The following is a 20774-nucleotide window of genomic DNA, read 5'->3' on the forward strand; positions in this document are numbered from 1 at the left end:
TAGAGTTAACTCTAAGTCAATGGTTCATTGATGCATGACACAGGCAATGCGGATCAGTAAGACTGCCCCTCTACTTAACTCGCTGGCTAGAGGCACAAGCAAGCAAATAGAAAAGTAAATAATATTAGCTTTTTAGCATTTAACCACAAATGTTAGCGACTGAGCTTAGCCACTAAAAATGAGTTTGGTAATAGTGAATTTTTTGCTTAAGAGCAGCCAAATGCTCCTGCTCTTGGCGAATACGCTCAGCCAATTGTGTTGCATGTTGCTCGAGCAACTGCTGTCGCTGGCCAGCGGTTACATCGCCTTGGGCACGCAGCTCGGCATAGGTCAATATCTGCTTTAACGGCATGCCCGTTTCTTTTAAGCGATTGATAAACCCAATCCATTCCGCTTCTTTCGCCGCATAATCACGATGCCCGCTGCCATTTCGCACAACAGACTGCAGTAGGCCAATTTTCTCGTAATACCTGAGCGTATGCGCCGACAGTCCAGTGAGTGCAGCAAACTGACCTATGTTCATAGTCTAACGATCCGCAGGATGGTTAACACCATCATTCGTGAGAACATTTTCGAGATCGAATGGGTTAACCCCTTCGAGGCAACCAATGTTGTAACCATACTCATGGGGATTGGAACGCCGCTGGTGATGGGTGTAAATACCGCAGATAGAGCAGAAGTAGTGTTTGGCAGTTTTGTTATTGAATTCATAGAGTTTCAGCGCATCCTCACCCTTGAGGATCTTAATCCCCGCCAGCGGCACAGAGCCAACCATTGCGCCCTTACGGCGACAGATAGAGCAATCGCAACGGCGTGGATTTTCGATGCCATTAGGCAATGACAACTCCAATACCACGGCACCACAATGGCAGGACGCTCTGTGTTTTGGCTGAATAATAGTATTGCCTACTTGTTTAATCACACCCACTCCTTATCTCGCTAGATTCTATAAACCTAAATTCCCAAGCCGCTGCACCAACGCTCGCCATTGTTGCAATTGCGGCTCCTTAGCACTCATCACTGGCCCCAACATATTGGACTTAGCCCGCTTAAAACCACTAAATACTAAGGTGGCGGTATCAAGCTGTTTGAGCGCGGGAGCGCCTTGAAACCACTTGTAATACCAAGGCGGCGTGTCCATAGTCATGATAATTCGCGAGGTTTTATGGCGCAGCAACTTAGCGGGTATCAATTTACCTTTCTCATATTGAAATGCAAACCCAGATAAAAATGTCCTATCGATTAAGCCTTTAAACTTAGCAGGAATACCGCCCCACCAAATCGGTGTGATAATCACCACATGCTCCGCCCACTGGATATTCGCTTGAAACGCTAGCAAATCGGCTTCGAGTGGCTGAGGTTGACGATAACCATAGCTCAGATTCGGGTCAAAATTCAGCTCAGCTAGTTTGACGATTCTCACTGAGTGTTTATCTGCCGCCGCTTTGGCATAGGTTTCAGCCAGATGCTCACAAAAACTCTGCGCCTTAGGATTACCACAGATCACTAAAATCTTTTTTGCCACGATGAAACGCCATAACAGTCAATGTGGCAAATAGCATAAACTCTGCCCCTAAGGGGAGAGTCAAGACCTAAGGTAACAGCTGCGATTCACAGGAGGTGAGCCCATCAATACAGGCATCTAACTGAGTGACTTTATGTTCTAACTCACTTATCTGGCGTAAAAAATCTGCTTTTATACCCAACAAAAAAGCCTGCACTGTGGCTAACTGAGCATGCTTATCGCCTTGTTCGAGTAAATCTTTTAGTTGGACAAGCTTAATACCGAGGGCTTTGGCCTCTTTGATCAGCAACAATAGCCTAATATCCGCCGCACTATAAATGCGATAACGCCCCTGACGTGCGGGAGTGTCGATAAGCCCCCACTCCTCATATAAGCGAATCGCTTTTATCGACAGCCCTGTTTGCTTTGCCGCTTGTCCAATATACATAGCTCAACCTACCCCTTTAAAGACATTACTCATATCTGCATTGCTTGCCATTATCAGCCACAGTATCAGCTTAGGCCAAGACTTGTCGCAGCAATCTTATGCTGCTAGTCTGGCCGCTTAAACGAGCGTTTTAACTTGGGATTTTTATCATGGGATTTAAACAAGAACAGTTGCAAGAAGATGTACAAGAACAGGCAATGGAAAAGTTTCTCGCACAGCACCCTATCGTTACCCAAATCCCCGTTGCTTGGGGCGAAATGGATGCTTTGCAGCATGTTAATAATGTGGTGTATTTCCGCTATTTTGAAACGGCACGTATCGACTTTTTCAATCGTCTCTTCCCGCTAGATACCCTGTATAAATCCGGTATTGGCCCCGTAATCAGCGAAAATCAGGCTCGCTATAAACGCCCAGTGACTTTCCCCGATACTTTATTGGTGAGTGTCAGTATTAGCGATATTCACAGCGATAGATTTACCATGCATTACCAGGCTTTTAGTAAACAGCAGCAGGCAGTAACGACGTTAGGTACTTCAGTCGCGGTGATGTTTAACTTTAAAACGGGCAAAAAAGCTGAGTTACCAGCAGAACTGCTGACAATTCTCAAACAACACGAAATCGCTTAAGCTATTAAAATCAATAACGAATTGCCAGCACACTTTAGGCCATACCTTGAGGGAAGCATGTATGTCAGATAACGAAAATATCGAGATCGCCATTGAACATCAACAGGATAGACAGCGTTTTATTATCCCTGTCGACGGCTATGAAGCCGTGTTGGAATACCGATTATCAGGCAAGGATATCGATTTCAGCCGCACCTTTGTCCCCAACGAGCTGCGCGGTAAAGGCCTTGCCGAACGCTTAGTGCGCCACGGCTTAAAGTGGGCCAAAGGCCAAGACTTTACTATCCAAGCCAGCTGCTGGTATGTACAGAAGTTTTTAAAATAGGCAGATTTAAAAACGAGTTCGCTAAATCCAATAAACAGGGTAATGGCGCTTGGGATCGGTGGAGAGGTTATTGACCACCAGCGCGACCAGTAAGAGTAATACTGAGCCGAGGAACACTGGCATTAACGCGTAAAGAAAGCCGAGTTGATGCACGTTTTCACCGCCAATCACGGCAATCAATGCCGTTGCGCCGCCTGGAGGATGAAGAGTGCGAGTCAGGTACATGAATGCGATAGACAGGGATACCGCTAAGGCGCTCGCCAGCACCACATAATCGCCACACACTTGGTACACTGCGACCCCAATTAAGGCCGATAACACACTGCCACCAATCAAGTTACGCGGCTGAGAAAACTCCGCCAGCGGTGCACCGTACACTAGCACAGCCGACGCGCCGAACGAGCCAATGACAAACATAGTGTCGACGAGGTTTTCACTCATATAATTTGCGAGACTCGCGACCAAGTAAATGCCACAGAAAGCCCCAATCCATGACCACACAATCTTTTTAAGTGGCTGTCTTGGTGGACAAATGTCCTTCGATCGCATGCGGGTAAAATAGAATCTCATGGTTAATCCGAACCGATAAAAATTAAGCGATACAGACAAGTGATCTGCATCACAGTTAGCGGGCCGACAAATTAACCCTTCAGCAGCGCAATTGCAATTACGCTGACCGAAAGAGTAAGCAGACTAAGCACTTTCACCATTCAGATTAGCGAGCATTTCGCGGATATCTTCAGGAATCGGGCGGCTTTTTTCACTGCTGTAATCGTAATGTACGAGTGTGGTTTTCACTTCGGCGGTCTTGTTGCCCGCTTGCCAACAGGTTTGGGTCAGCTCGAAGCTGCTATTACCGATACGGCTGACATAGGTTTTTACTGTGACACTCTTGCCATAGTAAGTCGGCGCGATAAATGCCACGGTAAACCCCGCGACGATTAAGTTCCACTGATGTAAATCCAGCTCAGGATTAAAAATCTCAAAGATTGGCGTGCGCGCCGCTTCACACCATACGGGGATAACAGTGTTGTTGATATGACCTAGGCCGTCGGTTTCAGTAAATCTTGGATTGATTTCGAGACTGTATTCTGTGGCTGACATGCAAACTTCCTTTTTATTATTTTATGAATGGAAGAGCGTGGTGATTAACGTAATTAAACCAACCACCAAACTCATCCATTATCCTAAGCCAAACAGGTTCTAGCCACTAGCCCAAACCTAGCATTTTAAAACTGACAACTCGCCGTTTCTGGGGTTTGCTTGCCGTTAGCATCGTACTTTTTAAGGCATCCAGCCTTACCCATATCATACATTTTCTCGTATTCTAACTTGCCATTTTTATAAGACTTATACACCCCATGAGTTTTTGGGTTCTCTAAGTGATAAATCTTACGGCCCTTAGTGATATGTGAGTAATCGGCAAAACCCGGCTCTTCGGAATAGATAACACCGTTAATGTAGCGCTTGTGGATCACATGCTGTTCATCGATACGCAGCATTTCATTCGCTATCTTGCCATTCATGTCGTAACACACTTTATCCACGGCATAATTGCTATCGAGGTCTTCAATACAACTCACGGCACCATTATCAAAGTACTCGCGCTGTATACCGCAGCGCGCAATGGCGTTATCCCAGAAATAAGGTTCACCGTTCCAGGTTTCGCCTTCTTGCTGGCAGTAGTTCCACAGGCTTCTTAATTGCCCATTAGGATAGAAACTGTAATGGGGGCCAGAGACACGGTTATTCACTTGGTGACCATATCGGGAGAGTGAGTAACCACCATCAGTGGAATAACTGATACTTGGGCCGTATTCCTTACCCGCTTTGTACGTTTTTAAATTTAATAAACGGCCATTGGAATCAAACTGATATTCTTTATCTACAGCGCCATTGGTGTAATAAGCCAATTTATACAAGGAGCCGCTGCTATGATATTCGCGCTGCTCACCGTGTTTTATCGATGAAATTTCTTCATTTTTACCATTAATCACCCCTTCACAATCATCTGAGTAGGGATTCTCACGCATAATACATTCATCGTGCGAAGGCTTAAGCGTCACCGCTTCATTGAATTTATAACTCGTTAGTTCAGTCAGCTCACCGTTCTGGGGATTAAAGCGCATTTGCTGACCATCCAACTCTCCTTGGCGGTAGTTAGCGATATCCACCACGACATTCGGACTTGAATACCAAATACTCTGACCATTAAGGCGACCCTGCTCATAATGACGGGTATTAAACATCAGATTATTTTTGTCGAATGATTTAGACTCTCCTTGACGTAAGCCATTGACATAGTTCACTTCGGTACGAGTCCCATCTTCGGCTTTAAATGCCCAAAGGCCAGTGCGTTTTCCTGCAAGATAGGCGCCTTCACCTACTTGATCACGGAAATGTCCGCTCGTCACTTTATCGACCCAAGCGCCTTGCTTCACACCCTTTTGATATTGGCCTTTGCTGCCATCAGCCTCAAGCCACTCGCCATCTTTTACGCCATTAAGATAAATACCTTTTGCCACTAATCGCTTATCGCCTTCTGCACTGGAGTCATAATCGGGCTCATAGACTTCGTAGGGGCCGTCGAGCACATCCTGATTGTAATGGGCAAAACCAAAGCTATCGGCCTCATCGAACATCGACTGTGCAATCCATTTACCTTGCTTTTTACCGTCAAGATATTCGCCTTCCCAATAAATGGCTTGGTTCTCTGTCTCCATCCACTTACCGACTTTTTTGCCCTGTTTGTAGTTACCAGAGTAAACCACGCTACCATTGCGACCATCGTAGGCTGCATACGGGCCATCGAGCACACCTTGGGCATAATGACTTTCACTGGCAAGCCCTGCCCAAGTGCTCCCCATGCCCATACTCATAAAATCGTAGGATGGGCCAGTTTTAGGGATCACGGTACCACCACTTTTAAGCCAATCAAAGTCATCGGCCTCAAAGGCCACGCTCACCAATACAAAACTGCCGTCTTCTTCGCTATAACCACTGCGATCAAAGGTGGTCACTAAGCTATATTGGCGCTCAATCCCTTGGGCATCTTTATCTTTGCGAGTGAGTGGATAACGTAATTTATATTCGACGGCGGTCTTCACATCGACGGGTGAACCTTCGGAATTACGATAACCCACTAAGGTCGGCTTGAGCTTAGTAGAACCATCGACAACCGCTTTAATGGCGGGATCTTTAATCGCGTCAACATCATAGGTCATACGGTATTGTTGCGGCGGAATTTGGCTTAGTACTTTACGAACGCTACCCACGGTAAACGAGGTTAAGGTTGGTGCGACTTCATCGAGCACAACCTGTAGACGGGGAAGTTTTGTGAGATCATCCCCTTCAAAACCATAGCCCCGTAAATGCTGACCATCGGCATCTTTCAGCATGACAACCACTTCTTTGGTGCCACCTTTATCAAAATCGAGGTAAAAAACCGCAACCACTTCAGCAGAACCATAATCATCAAGACGCACGCCGGGCGCATCGCCATAGAGCATTTCGCCCCACACTTTATGATCTTTTTGATAGAAATTGAGCCATTGCCCGTTAGGTAAGTCCACTGGGCCATGGACGATTTTGTCGTAATCCTCAGCGTCAGCTGCAGGAATGACAGTTAAAGAAGATAACAACACCGCACTCACTGCAGCGAATAAACTACGAATCGAAAGTTCCATTTAACTACACCTTTTATACCGACGCCTCGCGCCTCATGCGCACCAGTAAACGGGGCGAATTTTAAGCGAAGAAAAGCACTTCAGGAAGTAGTAGATAAAAAAAAGGCCGCTTCTGCGGCCTTTAGCAACAACAACTTAACAATTAGTTGTTGTACATAGCATTTATTTCATGGGCGTATTTATGGTAAATCATCTTGCGGCGCAGCTTGAGCGTTGGGGTGATTAAACCCGCTTCCATCGAAAACGCTTCAGGCAACAGAGTGAACTTTTTAATCTGTTCAAAACCAGCCAACTCATGCTGTAACTGCTTTAAGCGCTGCTCAAAATGCTCAACCACATGACTATGGCGCAGCAATTCTAAAGGTGACTCATACTTCAGCCCTTTGTCCTTCGCCCACGCTTCCAGTGACTCAAACGCTGGCACAATCAAGGCGGTCACATAATTACGCGCATCGGCAATAATCGCCACTTGCTCGATAAAAGGACAACAGCCCACGGCGCCTTCAACCCTTTGCGGCGCGATATATTTACCGTTGGAGGTCTTCATCAATTCTTTAATACGATCGGTAATAAATAAATTGCCGTTCGCATCGAAACGCCCTGCATCGCCGGTTTTTAACCAACCATCTTCAAACGCAGCGGCGGTATCTTCAGGACGATTGTAATAGCCGCGCATCACAGTCGCGCCGCGGACTAAAATCTCATCGTCCTTACCTAGCTTAATTTCGGTTTCCAGCAAAGGTTGTCCATTGGAACCCGGCACTCGATTACCTAAGGTATTGCAGGTCACAGTCGCGTTAGTTTCTGTCATACCGTATCCACAAAGTACTGGAATATTAATCGCATGGAAAAAACTACCGACATTCACATCTAAGGCTGCGCCACCGCAAGGCATAAACTTCAAACGGCCACCGAGCACGGCTTGCAGCTTGCTATACACTAGCTTGTGCGCCAAACGCCATTGCAGCGACAACCACAATCCGCCCTTAGCACGACCTTGGCCTACTTCGAACTGACGTTGGCCAACGCGCATCGCCCAAGCAAACAACTTCTTACGACCGTCGGCTGATTTGGCGACTTTATCTTGTACGGCGCTATACACTTTTTCGAGGAAACGCGGCACCACACACAAGGTATGTGGACGCACGGCGCTAATCGCCTCTTTCACTCTTTGGGTATTTTGCAGATAGACGTTATGGCCGCCACGGCACAAGACGTAGAAACTCCAACTGCGCTCAAATACATGGCTCAATGGCAAAAATGCCAAAGACACATCGCCAGAATGGAAGGCCAATTTTTGATCGTGCTGGCGTATGGTAGACGCCATATTACGATAATCCAGCATCACGCCCTTAGGATCGCCCGTCGTGCCGGAGGTATAAATTAAGGTCAGTAAATCATCGAGATTTGCAGCTTGTAAACGCTGATTAAGCTCGGCTTCTTGCTCAATGTTTAAATGAGTGTCACCCGCCAGTAGGGTATCTAGATGCCAATGCTGATTGGCCTTATCGGCAGCGAGTGTCACGCTGGCATCGAATACAATCACATGCTCTAGGCTTGGGCATAAGGCTTGCAACTCACACGCCATAGCGTATTGCTTAGTATCGTCAACAAAAATCACTTTAGCAGTGGCGTCGTTAACGATAAAACTCGCCTGTTCGACGGTACTGGTGGGATAAATTGGCACTACAACGGCGCGAGTTTTGAGAGTGCCGACATCGGCACAAGTCCACTGCGGGCAGTTTTGCGCCAGAATAACGCAACGGTCTTGCACTTGTACGCCAAGTTCGATCAACACTTGTGCAATTTTACTGCTGATTTGGTCGAAGGCTTGCCAACTCACCTGATACCAAGGAGCGGCCATTTCAAAACCTTCCAGCGCTACTGCGTCTTTTAAAGACTCACTCTGCTGCTGTAGTAGTCGAATAACATGATATTGATCGAGAGACATAAGAGACTCACCTTTTTAGCTTACAAGTGTACCGCTTTTGCAGCATTCTACCTGAAGGCCAAATAAAAACTAAGAGTTTTTGCTCTAATGTTGTGCAAATGTCGCCCAAATCACGCTGTAAATAGGCTTTTATCTGCTAATGACATCGCCTTGCCAGAGTTTTTCTTATCCCCAAAAAACACAACTTGTTCGTTTCAGTGCTTGTAAATAGGTTCACAACAACTTAGGTTGACATGAAAAACGCCCAGCACTGCCCGCTCACACCTTGTTAACACATTAATATACCGATATTTTGTATCTAAATTTACAACTCGTCCTGAAATGCAAAAAGGAAAGCGCGCATGATAGATAGCATGACACACAGGAAGTTAAGCAACACAGTTCAACGCCTTGTGCCAACTCAGCCACGCCATGGTGCGACTAGTGCCACATGGCGCACGCGTACTTTGAGAATGAGCGCCCTCATACTGGCAATGGCGAGTATGGCGACGTGGGCGAGTGATGTGAAAAGCCAAGAGACACAAGCGACGGCAGATATCGCGAATAAGACCGAAACTTGTTATGTAGAAGGCGTTTCCGATCGTCTAAACTGCGGTTTTGTGACTGTGCCAGAAAACCCTAACAAACCCGATGGCAAACAGATCCAAGTGCATTACGTTGTTTTGCCTGCGGTGAAAAATGCCAATCATGAAGAAGCCTTGCTGGCGATTGCAGGCGGCCCAGGACAATCGGCCATAGAGAACGCGGCAGGTTTCGATGCCATGCTGAGCAAAGTCCGCCAACAGCGGGATATTCTACTGATCGATCAAAGGGGCACAGGCCGTTCGAATGTGCTGGCCTGCGATGAAGGTGCTCAATCTCCACTGTCCTTCGATGACGATAATGTCGATACCTTAGCCGAAACGCAAAAATGCTTAGCCAAAATTGATGCCGACGTGACCCAATACGGCAGCCTCAATGCGATTAAAGACTTCGAAGCCGTACGTGCACACTTAGGCTATAAAAAACTGCATATTTACGGCATCTCCTACGGCACTCGCATGGCGCAACTTTACATGCGTTTATATCCAGAGCACTTAGCCACAGTGACCTTAGACGGCATAGTGCCCATGCAGCAAAGCGTATTAGAAATTGGCTCTGCGATTGATCGTGGCTTCGACTTATTGTTTAAGGATTGCCAAGCAACCGCCGCCTGTAACAGTCAATTTCCCCAGTTAAAGGCAGATTTTGAGCGAGTCGACGCTAAGCTCGCCACTGGCCCTGTGATGGAAAACGTTTACGATCCCGTCACGGGCGAAAAAACCATGTTGACCATGACGCGCGGTAAATTCTCTGGCTCGATCCGCATGGCGCTGTATCAAGCCAATGTGCGCGCCCTCTTGCCCCATGCGATTCATCAAGCATCGAAAAACAACTTCCAACCCATACTCGGCCTATATGCCCTCACTATCGACAATGCTGGCATGGCGATGGGCATGCACGCCTCTGTGGTCTGTGGCGAAGATATGCACCGCATTACCCCAACCATGCGCGAGCAGGCCAAAACATCCTTTATGGGCAAAACCATGCTTGAAGGCTTAGAGGCGACTTGTTCAGTATGGAAAGTCCCTGCGGTAGATAACAGCTTTAGCGAGCCCATCAACAGTAACATTCCGACCTTGTTGTTATCCGGCGAAATCGACCCCGCCACCCCACCAAGCTGGGGCGAGTTAGCCATGGAAAAACTCACCAATGCCAAGCACTTTATTGCGCCCTACGCGACCCACGGTGTGGCCTATCAATCCTGCGCCAATAACCTTATCGCCGATCTTGTCCGCTCGGGCTCAGTCAACGATCTCGACGGCGAGTGTTTAAACAAAGATGTGCGCCGCAGTTTTTATTTAAATGCCAGCTCGGTAGAGCCGCTTAATACGACCAGCACAAAAACCACGACAACAGATGACCACACCAGCACTGGAGCTAAGGAATAAGCCATGATTAAAGTATCCCATCTTTCCAAGCGCATCGGTGACGTGCAGGCGCTGAATGACTTAAGTTTCGTCGCACAAAACGGCCAAATCACAGGACTACTCGGCCCGAACGGGGCAGGTAAAACCACCTGTTTACGCACTATCTTTGGCCTGCTGAAACCCGATAACGGCAAGGCTGAAATCGAAGGCATAGATGTCGCCATCGACCCTATTGGCGCTAAGCAGCAACTCGGGCTATTCCCCGACCCTTTTGGTCTGTATGAACGCTTAACACCACGGGAATACATTCGCTATTTTACCGAGCTGAGCGGCTTATCATCCAAGGAGGCCAAAGAGGCCACCAGCCAAGTGATTGCGAAATTGCGCCTCGAGGACATTAGCGATCGCCGCTGCAAAGGCTTCTCCCAAGGGCAAAGAATGAAAACAGCCCTCGCACAGGCAATCGTCCACAGCCCGAGCAATATTATCCTCGACGAGCCGACCCGTGGGCTGGATGTGATGAGCACTCGCCTATTGCGTGACATTCTTATCGACCTTAAAAATCAAGGACATTGCGTGCTGTTCTCGAGCCATGTGATGCAGGAAGTCGCCGCCCTGTGTGACCAAGTGATCGTCATGGCCCAAGGCAGAGTCGTCGCCATTGGCAGCCCAACTGAGCTTTGCATTCAAACAGGCAAAGACTCGCTCGAAGAAGCCTTTATTCAACTTATCGGCACGGATGAAGGGATAGCGGCATGATAACTCAGCAAAGATTACGCCCGCAGGTTTTAACCTTTAAGACCTTGATATATAAAAGCGTGGCATTTAAGAACATGGTTAAGGGAATGACAGCATGAATAAAATAATCGCTATGGTTCGTAAAGAACTCATCGATGCCGCCCGCGATAAGCGCTCTGTGATGGCTGGTCTCTACTACGCCATAGGTACGCCGCTGATCATGTGCGGCCTATTTATGGTGTTAATTGGCCAGCTAACCAGCCCCGATGATTTGAAAATCACCATTAAAAATCCCGATAAAGCACCGGATTTAGTAAGATTTTTATCGAATAAAGGCATCACTCAAGGCGCAGCCGATGGCTCTGACGCCAAAGACCTTAAAGCGATAGAACTGATCATCAGCACCGACTACGCCGCGCAGATGAACCAAGGCAAAAGTGCTGAAATCACTATCGTGGCCGATAACTCTGAGGAGAAACTGCAGAACTCGATTCGCAGACTCGAGAAACAACTGCAGGCCTATAGCGCTGAAATGGGCAGTTTACGTTTAATCGCCCGCGGTATCGACCCGCGCGTGGTGCAGCCGCTTAAAGTGAATGTGCAAGACAAAGCCACTACAGACTCTAAGGGTGGGATGATCTTAGGTATCGCCATTTTTACTATGATTTACTCAGTATTTATCTCGGGCATGAACCTAGCTATCGACACCAGTGCCGGTGAGCGCGAACGCAACTCCTTGGCCCTGCTATTGAGCCATCCGCTGACCACACGCCAATTAGTGCTATCAAAAATAATTGCGGTAAGCCTGTTCGCCCTGCTCGGTTTAGTGCTGATCTTGCTGGTGTCTAAAATCGCCTACGCCTTCGTGCCATGGCAGGAATTAGGCTTTAGCGTCAACATCACCACAGAATTTATGCTGCTGATGTTAGTGGTCGGCATCCCCGTCGCGTTAATGGCCGCTTGTCTGCAACTGTTTGTGTCTTTTATGGCGAAAACCTTTAAGGAAGCTCAGTCGTATCTGACTATGGTGCTGTTTGTACCCTTAGCCCTGTCGATGGCCGCCAGTTACAACATAGCGCCAGATATGCTGCAGTGGTTGCCCGTCTCGGGTCAGCAACAGGCATTAATGGACTTTATCAAAGGTAAAGACTTGCCCATGTTGCAGTTACTGGTTTCGACCTTAGGCACACTCGCCATTGCGGTATTGCTCGCCTTTGGCATGGAAAGGTCACTCAAGAGTGAAAAAGTGATCTTCGGTTTATAGGGCGCTTCAATTGATAAACTTGGGGACGATAAACTTAAACTGACAAACTTGAGAGCGATAACTAGGTCGCTCCAAAGTTGAAAACCTCAATAGCTACGGGAGTTTGTTATGGAAAACGAATTTGTCTTAATGGTGATTATGGTCAGCTTCATTATTGGCCTCAGCGCCACTGAAATGTTTAAACACTATCTAAAGGCGCGCCAACTTGGAGTGGGCACCGCAGACGATAGGCACCTTGAGGACAAAGTGACTCAACTCAGCCTACAAAACCAAACACTAATTGAGCGAGTACAAGTGCTTGAAAAAATAGTGACAGAGCCAGAGTACGAGCTAAAGCAGCAGATTAATCAGTTATGAACCCTAAGCTCCTCAAACAACAAAGCCACTGGATTTTCAGTGGCTTTATTTTTTTACAGGCTAGATAGAAGCTTACTTAGCCTTAGGCCTGAATGCTTTGATAACCGACTCATTGCACTCTAAATACGGGCCTTCCATCAAGTCGATACAGTAAGGAATGGCGGGGAACACGGCATCTAAACATTCGCGAATCGATTTGGGTTTGCCGGGCAAATTCACAATCAATGAATCGCCACGTAACCCTGCGGTTTGGCGCGATAAAATGGCAGTGGGGACAAATTTTAATGACTCAGCGCGCATCAACTCACCAAAGCCCGGCATCATGCGATCGCAGACGGCTTCTGTCGCTTCTGGGGTGACATCGCGTTTCGCTGGGCCAGTGCCGCCCGTAGTGACAATCAAACAGCAATCCTGCTCGTCGGCCATTTTGATCAGCGTCGCTTCAATCACATCCTGCTCATCGGGGATCACTTGATAAATCGGCTCCCACTCGCTGGTGAGATAGTCGCTGAGCGTGTCGATAATCGCCTTGCCTGAGATATCTTCATAAATTCCCGCGCTGGCGCGATCGCTGACCGTCACAATACCGATTTTTGCTTTGCTCATAGGAAATCCCCAATGATGTTGAAATGAAACATGCCGAAGTGAAAATTGTCGACATCAAGCATGGAAGAAGCCGCTACAGCTTCGACCTTAAGCCGCAGCTAAAATAGCATAAATGCTCGGGAAAGGGGGCGACTAAAACGTGATGGGGTTCGCGCAACACCGTTTAAACACTCGGAATTTAAAAATTGTTCATTGATGACAAACGCCTTCCCCAAAGCAAAGCAGCATTGGGCCGATAAAAACATGCCATAAAGGGAGATTAGCTCAGGCACTCACACTGCAAGTTGAGCCATTCAAAAGATAAAAACGATCAAAGGGCTAAATCCGCCGTGCATTCCAATACTTAGACGCCCAATAACTGTTATGCAGGCTCGAAATCTTCACCCCTTGGCTAGTGGAAACGTGGAGAAAATTATCGTCTCCCACATAAATGCCGACATGGTGTGTGCTCCAGCCCGTCTTGAAAAATACCAAGTCGCCCTTGCGCAGTTGATTTCTCGGCACAGGTTTACCTAAGGCTTGCTGTTCTTCAACCGTGCGCGGCAGCGTCATACCCAACATCTTCTGATAGGCGACAGACACAAAGGCCGAGCAATCTATGCCCCGCTTAGTGCCACCACCAAGGCGATAAGGTACTCCACGCCATTCAGAATGCAGTTCGGAGATATTGCTATCATTCCAAACTGTGGCGGGTTCAACTTGCTTTACCACAGGCTTAGGTTCTGGCGCGCTAGCACAAGCGCCAAGGCCTAAGGCTAAGATAACTATCAATAATCGTTTCATAGCTTCAAACTCATTGCAGGCAGATTTCACAGTAACGTAATTTTGAGTTTTTATCAGGTAAATTCAGGGCGGCTGGGGATCAAAACGCCCCAACACCCGCGCACTCTAGCAGACTAATATAACCTAGAGCTTAAAACTATAACGCCGTCCACAATAAACGCACACCCACCAGCACCATTAAAATCAAGATGATGCGTTTAAATAACCTATCGTCAATTTTATCTTGAATGAATAAACCTAACTTTACCCCTAACCATGCCAGCGGCACCAATAACAGAGAAACGATAATATTCTCTTGGTTGATCTGCCCAAGCAAACTGTAAGGAACAAGTTTAACCAGATTCACCACCGCAAAAAACACCACGGCAGTGGCTAAAAACTCTGCCTTGGCTAAGCGCAACGGCAACAAATAAGCGTTGAGTGGCGGCCCGCCCGCATGGGCAACAAAGCTCGTAAATCCGGCGGTTAAGCCACACAAGCGCCCAACCAAAGGTGAAGGTAATGCTTGAGTTTTATCCCCAAGGATCAAACCATACAAACCAAAACCTAAGGACACACAGCCTAGAATCACCCGTAAGTAATCTTCGTTTAATCGATCGAACAACAGATAAGCGATAAAAATTCCCACAACCGCCGCGGGTAATAGTATCCATAAATGACGCGGATTATGTTGCCCCCACCAGGAACGTACACTTAAAAAATCCATATAAATCAGCAGTGGTAACATGACTGCCGCCGCTGTAGCAGGGCTAATTGCCAGCGCCAATAGCGGGACAGTTAACCCGCCCACGCCACCCGCAAAACCGGATTTAGAAATCCCAGTAATCAATACTGCGGGTATCGCCACCAACCAAAAAAGAGGGTCCGTTAACATCAACACATCCTGAATAACGCTTTAAGGTTATCAAGTTACCTGTTGTTGGTGTGATAAAAAAGAGGCAGCACAGAGCTAACATCAAAAGTGCAATCACATAGATAAGTCAGCGAGCCTTAAATGAATAACAACCTCGCCCATAAAACACGGGATAAAAAGTAAAAAATCCGCAGCCATTTGGCTGCGGATTTTTTATGTTAGCTTTTAGCTAAAGAGGAAAAGCTTAGCTTACGCCTATGCAGATTCGGCCGTCATATTCACTAAGCGAGGCGTACTCTTAGTCGCTTTCTTAGCTGACGCAGGGGTTTTGGGCTCTGGCATACGAATGGTTAATGACATGACTAACGCCACCACCAGTAGCACTAAAATCACGTTAAAGGTTGCAATAAACCCACCAAATAACGAGGCGACAATCGAACCGATAATACTGCCGATACCGAAACCTAAGTAGATAACGCCATAGTTTTTAGTCAGGTTATTCAGGCCGAAGAAGTCGCTCACCAATGATGGATAAACAGTGATAGTACCGCCAAAACTAAAGGCAACGCAGGCAACCGCAACGAAGAACAGGTTAGCATTCAAAGGAATGAACAACAGTAACACCATACCGACTAAAGTGATGATCTGCGCCAGTGAAATAACCCGAATGCGGGGGATTTTGTCCGACAGAATACCCAGCACTAAACGACCACTGAGGTTCGCCATAGCAATCACAGCAACAGCATTGGCGGCGACCAGTACAGGCAAGTCGACCATCTTCTCACCGATATCTTTAGCCACACCAATCACATACAAACCACTCATACAGGCCGACAGGAACATCAGCGCCAGCATCCAGTATTGCGGCTTACGCATGGCTTCAGCGAGGGTGAAGTCGCGACTTTCGGCTTGCTGACTTGCGGCTGATTGTGCAGGCGCATCTTTCATCAACATACCGCCACACAAGACCAACGCCATGGCGATCAGCCCCCACAGTTGGAAGGTGGTTTCAAGGCCAGTGTTTTCGAGTAACAGCACGTTAATGTATTTAAATCCGAGGCTACCTAGACCATAAGCACCAATCGCTAACGCCGAAATCAGCCCTTTGCGTTCAGGGAACCACTTCACGCAGTTAGACAAGGTCATCAAGTAGCCAGTGCCATCGGCAAAGCCCACTAAAATCCCTGCGCACAGGTAAAGCATCATCAAGTTACTGGCTTGGGCAGTGAGTAAGAATCCAACGCCGAGTAACAGGCCTGCGCCTAAGGTGACATTACGTACGCCAAAGCGTTCCTGTAATTTGCCCGCCATGGAAGATGCCACGGCCAAAGACAAACTCAGCAAACCAAATACAAACGCCACTTGGCTGACGGGTTCGTCGAGTTTAACGGCCAACTGCGCATTGAACAGGCTCCAAGTGTAAACTGAGCCGAGTGCAAACTGGGTGATAATAGTACCAACTAAGGTCAGGTACCGAGTACGGTTCATCTCTTTAGTCATGATGCATCTCGCTTTAGGGGATCAGGAATTGAGTCCACTATAAGAGAGATGCGATTCGCGCCGATCAATTAAGGCATGAAATACAGATCTGCAGGAATGAATGACAATTACAGCCTCATCAGCTGTCGAAAAGCCTTAATATTACTACGGCTAACGGGCACCTCGAACGACAAATCATGCAACCTAATCAGGTAAGTACTATTGAACCAAGGCACGATTTCGCGGATCTTGTTGATATTGACGCAATAGGAACGGTGACAGCGGAAAAAGCCCTCGGCGGGCAAGCGGCTGACAAACTCACTGATGGTCATCTGCATCACATAACGGTCGGTGCGGGTGTACACATAAGTGAGTTTTTCATCGGCCTCAGCATAATAAATTTGCTCGCAGGGCGTAACGATAATCCGCTCACCTTTGACTAAATTCACGGTTCGACTAGTGTTACTCGCGGCCTCATGTTGCGGCTTTGGTGCTTGTCGTCCCACCTGTTCAATCTTCTGCAATAAGCTAATGATCCGCGGTTCATTGTAGGGCTTGAGAATATAGTCGAAGGCTTCGAGCTCAAATGCTTCTACTGCAAATTCTTTATAGGCAGTGACAAACACCACATGGGGAGGATGGGTCGATTTATGCAGATTCTTCGCCAACAAGAGGCCATCGATGGACGGTATTTGGATATCCAAAAACACCACATCGACCTCGTGATCCTGCAAATATTTAAAGGCCTCTAAGCCATCCTCGAAGCTAGCCACTATGTCTATCTCACTGTGGCTCTTCACTAAATACTCTAGCTCCTCACGGGCAAGATATTCATCTTCAACTATGATGGCTTTTAACATACTTGCGCCTCATTTTCCGGTAAGTAAAAACTGACTTCAGTCCCCGGCTCGAGCCGTTTAAGCTGCAAACCTTCGCCGTACAATAACTTCACTCTCTGGTGCACATTCATCAGCCCAATACTGCTACTTTCTACACGGCCAGCAGCTACGCCATCAATCACCTCTTGGCGGATCCCATAGCCGGTATCGCGCACGGCGACGCGAATGCCTGCATCAAGTTTTTTCACTTCTATCGTCACTCTGCCCGGTGCACTACGCGGCTGAATGCCGTGCAAAATCGCGTTTTCCACCAGCGGCTGTAACAAGAGGCAAGGTACACAAAAATGCACATCGTCGACATCGAAGATCACTTCAAGCTTGTCGCCAAAGCGCGCCTGCTCGATCGCCACATAATCACGGACTTGTTTCACTTCTTCTTGGATATCAATCAGCTCATCGCCTTTAGCCAAGTTATAGCGCAGATAATCGGCCAGATTAGCAATCAACTGTCGCGCCTGCTGTGGCCGAATACGGATCAAAGAAGAAATCGCATTGAGGGCATTAAATAAAAAGTGCGGGTTAATCTTGCTCTGCAACGCAGTGAACTCCGCCTTGCGGGTCATCTCTTGCAGTTGCTCGATACGCGACACTTCCATCTGGGTCGAAATCAGCTGCGACAAACCCACAGCCATCTCCCGCAACGAGCTAGTGATACGATAGGTATTGCGATAGTAAATCTTCAGCGTGCCACTCACAGTGCCGTTTTCGCGCAGCGGGATTATGATGACCGAATGAAAATCCGATAAATGATATTGGCGTAAGTCATTGTTAATAATGTTTTGATCTTGCTCTATCGCCCTTTGAGTCATTTCGCTAATCGCTTGATGACCATCGACCTCGTAGTAATCTTTGCCAACGCCCATATAGGCTAATACATCGCGAGTATCGGTAATCGCCACGGCATCGGCATGGATTTCATTACGGATCACAGCGCATACTTGCTCTAGGGCATGGCGGTCAATCTTGCGGAAAAAGGGTAAGGTTTTATTGGCAATATCCAGCGCGAGTTTGGCCTGCTTGGCGGCAATGAGCTCTTTCTCATCGTCGAGGTCCTGCACTAGCTTGATGATTAGCCCGATACACACAGTGCCCGCAATCATGGGATAGGCAATATGACTCACAATCTCAACGCCCACCTCGTGTGGCTCTGTCAGCAACCAAATCAACAACATGGTCAGCGTTTCGCACAACATGCCCGCCGCAATGCCATAAATCCACAGCTTAGATTTGGGACATTTGTAATAAATCCACGTCGCCATAAGGCCGGCAATAATGCTGGCGATTAAACACGGAATAGAGGTATCGCCATCCATATCAATCAGATATCTATGCAGTCCCGACAGCACGCCCGCAGGAATACCAACCCAAGGGCCAAATAGAATCCCGCCAGAAATAATCGCGATAATACGCACGTTAACCAACGCGCCTTCAACCTCAATGCCGGTATAAGTACTAAATACCGCAAATAAGCAAAATATCGCCGCCACAGAAACTAACTCTGCGGGGGTATGATTACGCTTTTGGAATAAACGCTGAAACGGTCGAGTGCGAGTTAAAAAGAACAAGGTCATCAGCATCAAGGCCGCCCGTTCAAATACCGCCAGTAACATCATTTGATTTTCGAGCACGCTTTCTCCTTGATCTATCACGCTGAATCACAGCCCAACGTTATATTTACCAATGATATATTTATGAGTGTTAAGCCTGTACGCTGAATGGATTAGGGTGAAGACAGGCTTTGCCGCCAACACAAGCTCCCATAAAAGATAGACTCGATTTTGCAGATCCAACGTAAGACATGGATGATAAAAATCACCGAGCCCCAAACTTGTCAAACACTCGTATTTAGGCTCGAGTAAAACATCAAACGCTAATGCCCACATAAATACAGGCTTGCTAAAGTAAAGGACAGATAAAAGTCCCATTCACGCGGGCTCAGTCACACATTCGTACTCGAATTAGGCTATCAAAGACTATCGAAGGACAATTTGAAGAACCTAAAACACGTTAAGTTAACCACTAAAAAGTGCAGTTGCCCTCTATCAGGTCACTGCCACAATTTGCAAAATCGACCGGAATACCCGAAGCTAAAACCTTCGGCTCGAATGCAAGATGAGATCACCCCCATGCGAGATTCTAGGTTCACACTTAGCAGCACTGAACCGAGCCAAACTGAACTGAGCATGCCCTAGTAATGGAATAAGGAGCGAACATGAGTGAACTACAAGCACAGTTTTATGGTGGCCCTAAGGAATGTCCTATTGAAAATGGCCGCATTCAAGCTCAACGGATTGCCCCCAAAATCAGTGATGTCGGCGGCATACCTGTCGCACGGGCTATTCCACAAAAAGAGCGCCGCCTTATCGGCCCTTGGTGCTTTCTCGACCATATTGGCCCAATCACCGACGGCCCGCAGTTAAACGTCGGCCAACATCCACACATTGGATTGCAAACCTTTACTTGGATGCTCGAAGGCGAAATCATGCACAGGGACAGCCTCGGCAGTGCTCAAGTGATCCGCCCAAAACAAGTTAACCTGATGACAGCCGGACACGGCATAGCCCACACCGAAGAGTCGATAGCGGGCCATCACACTATGCACGCAGCCCAACTATGGATTGCCTTACCACTGGAACACAAAGATACCACTCCGAGATTCGATCACTACCCAGAGCTACCGACTTGGCACGAGTCAGGCGTCGAATTCACCCTACTGATTGGCAGTTGGCATCATAAACAGGCGCCCACATTACACTTCTCACCTATCGTTGCCATAGATCTGTTTGCCGCCCATAACGCTGAACTCACTCTGAATCTCGACCCTAGTTTCGAATATGCCCTCATGCCACTGGAAGGCCGCTTCCAAATCGAGGATGACAGTTTTGATAATAACCACCTCGCCTACCTTGGCATGCTACGCGAAACCATCACCATAAAACTCGAGGCGGGTTGTCGCATACTGCTAATTGGCGGCGCGCCATTGGCTGATCCTGTCAGCATTTGGTGGAACTTTGTTGGCCATAGCAAAGATGAAATAGTCAAAGCACAGGCCGATTGGGAAGCCGAAGATCCCCGCTTCGCCGCCGTTACTGGCTATAGTGGCAAACGCTTAGTGCCCCCACCAATACCTTGGTGATGCTTAGCTCAATGACGGGCAAGTCAATGATTCAGGGTTAGTGGTGGATAAGCGCTTTGGCAACATACGTAAGGGCCTGCGCCAGGGTTAAGGCTTACAACATAAGTGTATGCGGTAAGCCTTATCATTTAGCCAAAGTGTGATGTGAACAAGCTCGATTTGCCTAAGCT

At 47.6% G+C, this 20774-nt stretch carries 21 protein-coding genes; 7 read left to right on the forward strand and 14 right to left on the reverse strand.

The window, feature by feature from the left end:
* Positions 1-172 precede the first annotated feature (172 nt).
* The 4 genes from AAA952_RS12690 to AAA952_RS12705 all read right to left on the reverse strand — a co-directional run bounded on the left by AAA952_RS12690 (position 173) and on the right by AAA952_RS12705 (position 1952).
* The gene (locus AAA952_RS12690; protein ID WP_263169376.1) at positions 173-523 is read right to left on the reverse strand and encodes a MerR family transcriptional regulator; all 351 of its coding nucleotides are present in this window, start codon (positions 521-523) and stop codon (positions 173-175) included.
* A gap of 3 nt (positions 524-526) precedes the next feature.
* Complete coding sequence (locus tag AAA952_RS12695; protein WP_338257488.1) at positions 527-922, reverse strand: GFA family protein; 396 nt, start codon at positions 920-922, stop codon at positions 527-529.
* A gap of 24 nt (positions 923-946) precedes the next feature.
* Entirely contained in the window at positions 947-1525 is a 579-nt protein-coding gene (locus tag AAA952_RS12700; protein WP_338257490.1) for an NAD(P)H-dependent oxidoreductase, read from the reverse strand.
* Positions 1526-1592: 67 nt separating this feature from the next.
* Entirely contained in the window at positions 1593-1952 is a 360-nt protein-coding gene (locus AAA952_RS12705) for a MerR family transcriptional regulator (protein WP_105250930.1), read from the reverse strand.
* 197 nt (positions 1953-2149) lie between these two features.
* Between AAA952_RS12705 and AAA952_RS12710 the strand changes: the two genes are divergently transcribed.
* On the forward strand, positions 2150-2578 hold the full coding sequence (locus AAA952_RS12710) for an acyl-CoA thioesterase (RefSeq protein ID WP_113941276.1): 429 nt from the start codon (positions 2150-2152) through the stop codon (positions 2576-2578).
* A 61-nt stretch (positions 2579-2639) separates the two neighbouring features.
* Positions 2640-2903, forward strand: a complete 264-nt coding sequence (locus tag AAA952_RS12715) for a GNAT family N-acetyltransferase (RefSeq protein ID WP_131524569.1) — start codon at positions 2640-2642, stop codon at positions 2901-2903.
* A 21-nt stretch (positions 2904-2924) separates the two neighbouring features.
* On the opposite strand, the gene AAA952_RS12720 is transcribed toward AAA952_RS12715, so the two are convergent.
* The 4 genes from AAA952_RS12720 to AAA952_RS12735 all read right to left on the reverse strand — a co-directional run bounded on the left by AAA952_RS12720 (position 2925) and on the right by AAA952_RS12735 (position 8540).
* Positions 2925-3473, reverse strand: a complete 549-nt coding sequence (locus AAA952_RS12720) for an HPP family protein (RefSeq protein WP_105250927.1) — start codon at positions 3471-3473, stop codon at positions 2925-2927.
* 123 nt (positions 3474-3596) lie between these two features.
* Entirely contained in the window at positions 3597-4007 is a 411-nt protein-coding gene (locus AAA952_RS12725) for an acyl-CoA thioesterase (protein WP_168826862.1), read from the reverse strand.
* 125 nt (positions 4008-4132) lie between these two features.
* Positions 4133-6589 (reverse strand): toxin-antitoxin system YwqK family antitoxin, encoded by a 2457-nt coding sequence (locus AAA952_RS12730; RefSeq protein WP_338257495.1) that lies wholly within the window; start codon positions 6587-6589, stop codon positions 4133-4135.
* A 142-nt stretch (positions 6590-6731) separates the two neighbouring features.
* Positions 6732-8540 carry an AMP-dependent synthetase/ligase gene (locus AAA952_RS12735; RefSeq protein WP_338257497.1) on the reverse strand — a complete coding sequence of 603 codons (1809 nt, stop codon included), beginning with the start codon at positions 8538-8540 and terminating at the stop codon, positions 6732-6734.
* Positions 8541-8881: 341 nt separating this feature from the next.
* Between AAA952_RS12735 and AAA952_RS12740 the strand changes: the two genes are divergently transcribed.
* The 4 genes from AAA952_RS12740 to AAA952_RS12755 all read left to right on the forward strand — a co-directional run bounded on the left by AAA952_RS12740 (position 8882) and on the right by AAA952_RS12755 (position 12848).
* Positions 8882-10510: an alpha/beta hydrolase gene (locus AAA952_RS12740; protein ID WP_338257499.1), complete on the forward strand. Its 1629-nt coding sequence runs from the start codon at positions 8882-8884 to the stop codon at positions 10508-10510.
* A 3-nt stretch (positions 10511-10513) separates the two neighbouring features.
* The gene (locus tag AAA952_RS12745) at positions 10514-11248 is read left to right on the forward strand and encodes an ABC transporter ATP-binding protein (protein ID WP_338257501.1); all 735 of its coding nucleotides are present in this window, start codon (positions 10514-10516) and stop codon (positions 11246-11248) included.
* A 94-nt stretch (positions 11249-11342) separates the two neighbouring features.
* On the forward strand, positions 11343-12491 hold the full coding sequence (locus AAA952_RS12750; RefSeq protein ID WP_219251697.1) for an ABC transporter permease: 1149 nt from the start codon (positions 11343-11345) through the stop codon (positions 12489-12491).
* A 108-nt stretch (positions 12492-12599) separates the two neighbouring features.
* Complete coding sequence (locus AAA952_RS12755) at positions 12600-12848, forward strand: hypothetical protein (protein ID WP_338257504.1); 249 nt, start codon at positions 12600-12602, stop codon at positions 12846-12848.
* Between the two features lie 72 nt (positions 12849-12920).
* Here AAA952_RS12755 and mog read toward each other — a convergent pair whose 3' ends face one another.
* The 6 genes from mog to AAA952_RS12785 all read right to left on the reverse strand — a co-directional run bounded on the left by mog (position 12921) and on the right by AAA952_RS12785 (position 19096).
* Positions 12921-13454: a molybdopterin adenylyltransferase gene (mog, locus tag AAA952_RS12760; protein ID WP_338257506.1), complete on the reverse strand. Its 534-nt coding sequence runs from the start codon at positions 13452-13454 to the stop codon at positions 12921-12923.
* Positions 13455-13772: 318 nt separating this feature from the next.
* Positions 13773-14237, reverse strand: coding sequence for an NlpC/P60 family protein (locus tag AAA952_RS12765; RefSeq protein WP_006083761.1), 465 nt, complete (start codon positions 14235-14237; stop codon positions 13773-13775).
* A gap of 136 nt (positions 14238-14373) precedes the next feature.
* Positions 14374-15111 carry a sulfite exporter TauE/SafE family protein gene (locus tag AAA952_RS12770; protein WP_338257511.1) on the reverse strand — a complete coding sequence of 246 codons (738 nt, stop codon included), beginning with the start codon at positions 15109-15111 and terminating at the stop codon, positions 14374-14376.
* 234 nt (positions 15112-15345) lie between these two features.
* Positions 15346-16590: an L-lactate MFS transporter gene (locus AAA952_RS12775; protein ID WP_173497262.1), complete on the reverse strand. Its 1245-nt coding sequence runs from the start codon at positions 16588-16590 to the stop codon at positions 15346-15348.
* 107 nt (positions 16591-16697) lie between these two features.
* Positions 16698-17429 (reverse strand): LytR/AlgR family response regulator transcription factor, encoded by a 732-nt coding sequence (locus AAA952_RS12780; RefSeq protein WP_105250908.1) that lies wholly within the window; start codon positions 17427-17429, stop codon positions 16698-16700.
* Positions 17423-19096 (reverse strand): sensor histidine kinase, encoded by a 1674-nt coding sequence (locus AAA952_RS12785; protein ID WP_287478759.1) that lies wholly within the window; start codon positions 19094-19096, stop codon positions 17423-17425. The genes AAA952_RS12780 and AAA952_RS12785 overlap by 7 nt, the downstream gene beginning before the upstream one ends.
* Positions 19097-19680: 584 nt before the next feature.
* Here AAA952_RS12785 and AAA952_RS12790 point away from each other — a divergent pair.
* Entirely contained in the window at positions 19681-20604 is a 924-nt protein-coding gene (locus tag AAA952_RS12790) for a pirin family protein (RefSeq protein WP_338257516.1), read from the forward strand.
* Positions 20605-20774 lie beyond the last annotated feature (170 nt).

It is taken from the genome of Shewanella sp. M-Br (assembly GCF_036245925.1).
Taxonomy (GTDB): domain Bacteria; phylum Pseudomonadota; class Gammaproteobacteria; order Enterobacterales; family Shewanellaceae; genus Shewanella; species Shewanella oncorhynchi.

Coding starts and splice junctions, on each gene's coding strand:
- AAA952_RS12755 (WP_338257504.1), top strand. CDS start 12,600: ATGGAAAACGAATTTGTCTTAATGGTGATTATGGTCAGCTTCATTATT.
- AAA952_RS12690 (WP_263169376.1), bottom strand. CDS start 523: ATGAACATAGGTCAGTTTGCTGCACTCACTGGACTGTCGGCGCATACG.
- AAA952_RS12735 (WP_338257497.1), bottom strand. CDS start 8,540: ATGTCTCTCGATCAATATCATGTTATTCGACTACTACAGCAGCAGAGT.
- AAA952_RS12705 (WP_105250930.1), bottom strand. CDS start 1,952: ATGTATATTGGACAAGCGGCAAAGCAAACAGGGCTGTCGATAAAAGCG.
- AAA952_RS12790 (WP_338257516.1), top strand. CDS start 19,681: ATGAGTGAACTACAAGCACAGTTTTATGGTGGCCCTAAGGAATGTCCT.
- AAA952_RS12715 (WP_131524569.1), top strand. CDS start 2,640: ATGTCAGATAACGAAAATATCGAGATCGCCATTGAACATCAACAGGAT.
- AAA952_RS12730 (WP_338257495.1), bottom strand. CDS start 6,589: ATGGAACTTTCGATTCGTAGTTTATTCGCTGCAGTGAGTGCGGTGTTG.
- AAA952_RS12775 (WP_173497262.1), bottom strand. CDS start 16,590: ATGACTAAAGAGATGAACCGTACTCGGTACCTGACCTTAGTTGGTACT.
- AAA952_RS12725 (WP_168826862.1), bottom strand. CDS start 4,007: ATGTCAGCCACAGAATACAGTCTCGAAATCAATCCAAGATTTACTGAA.
- AAA952_RS12750 (WP_219251697.1), top strand. CDS start 11,343: ATGAATAAAATAATCGCTATGGTTCGTAAAGAACTCATCGATGCCGCC.
- AAA952_RS12770 (WP_338257511.1), bottom strand. CDS start 15,111: ATGTTAACGGACCCTCTTTTTTGGTTGGTGGCGATACCCGCAGTATTG.
- AAA952_RS12710 (WP_113941276.1), top strand. CDS start 2,150: ATGGAAAAGTTTCTCGCACAGCACCCTATCGTTACCCAAATCCCCGTT.
- mog (WP_338257506.1), bottom strand. CDS start 13,454: ATGAGCAAAGCAAAAATCGGTATTGTGACGGTCAGCGATCGCGCCAGC.
- AAA952_RS12745 (WP_338257501.1), top strand. CDS start 10,514: ATGATTAAAGTATCCCATCTTTCCAAGCGCATCGGTGACGTGCAGGCG.
- AAA952_RS12720 (WP_105250927.1), bottom strand. CDS start 3,473: ATGAGATTCTATTTTACCCGCATGCGATCGAAGGACATTTGTCCACCA.
- AAA952_RS12780 (WP_105250908.1), bottom strand. CDS start 17,429: ATGTTAAAAGCCATCATAGTTGAAGATGAATATCTTGCCCGTGAGGAG.
- AAA952_RS12740 (WP_338257499.1), top strand. CDS start 8,882: ATGATAGATAGCATGACACACAGGAAGTTAAGCAACACAGTTCAACGC.
- AAA952_RS12765 (WP_006083761.1), bottom strand. CDS start 14,237: ATGAAACGATTATTGATAGTTATCTTAGCCTTAGGCCTTGGCGCTTGT.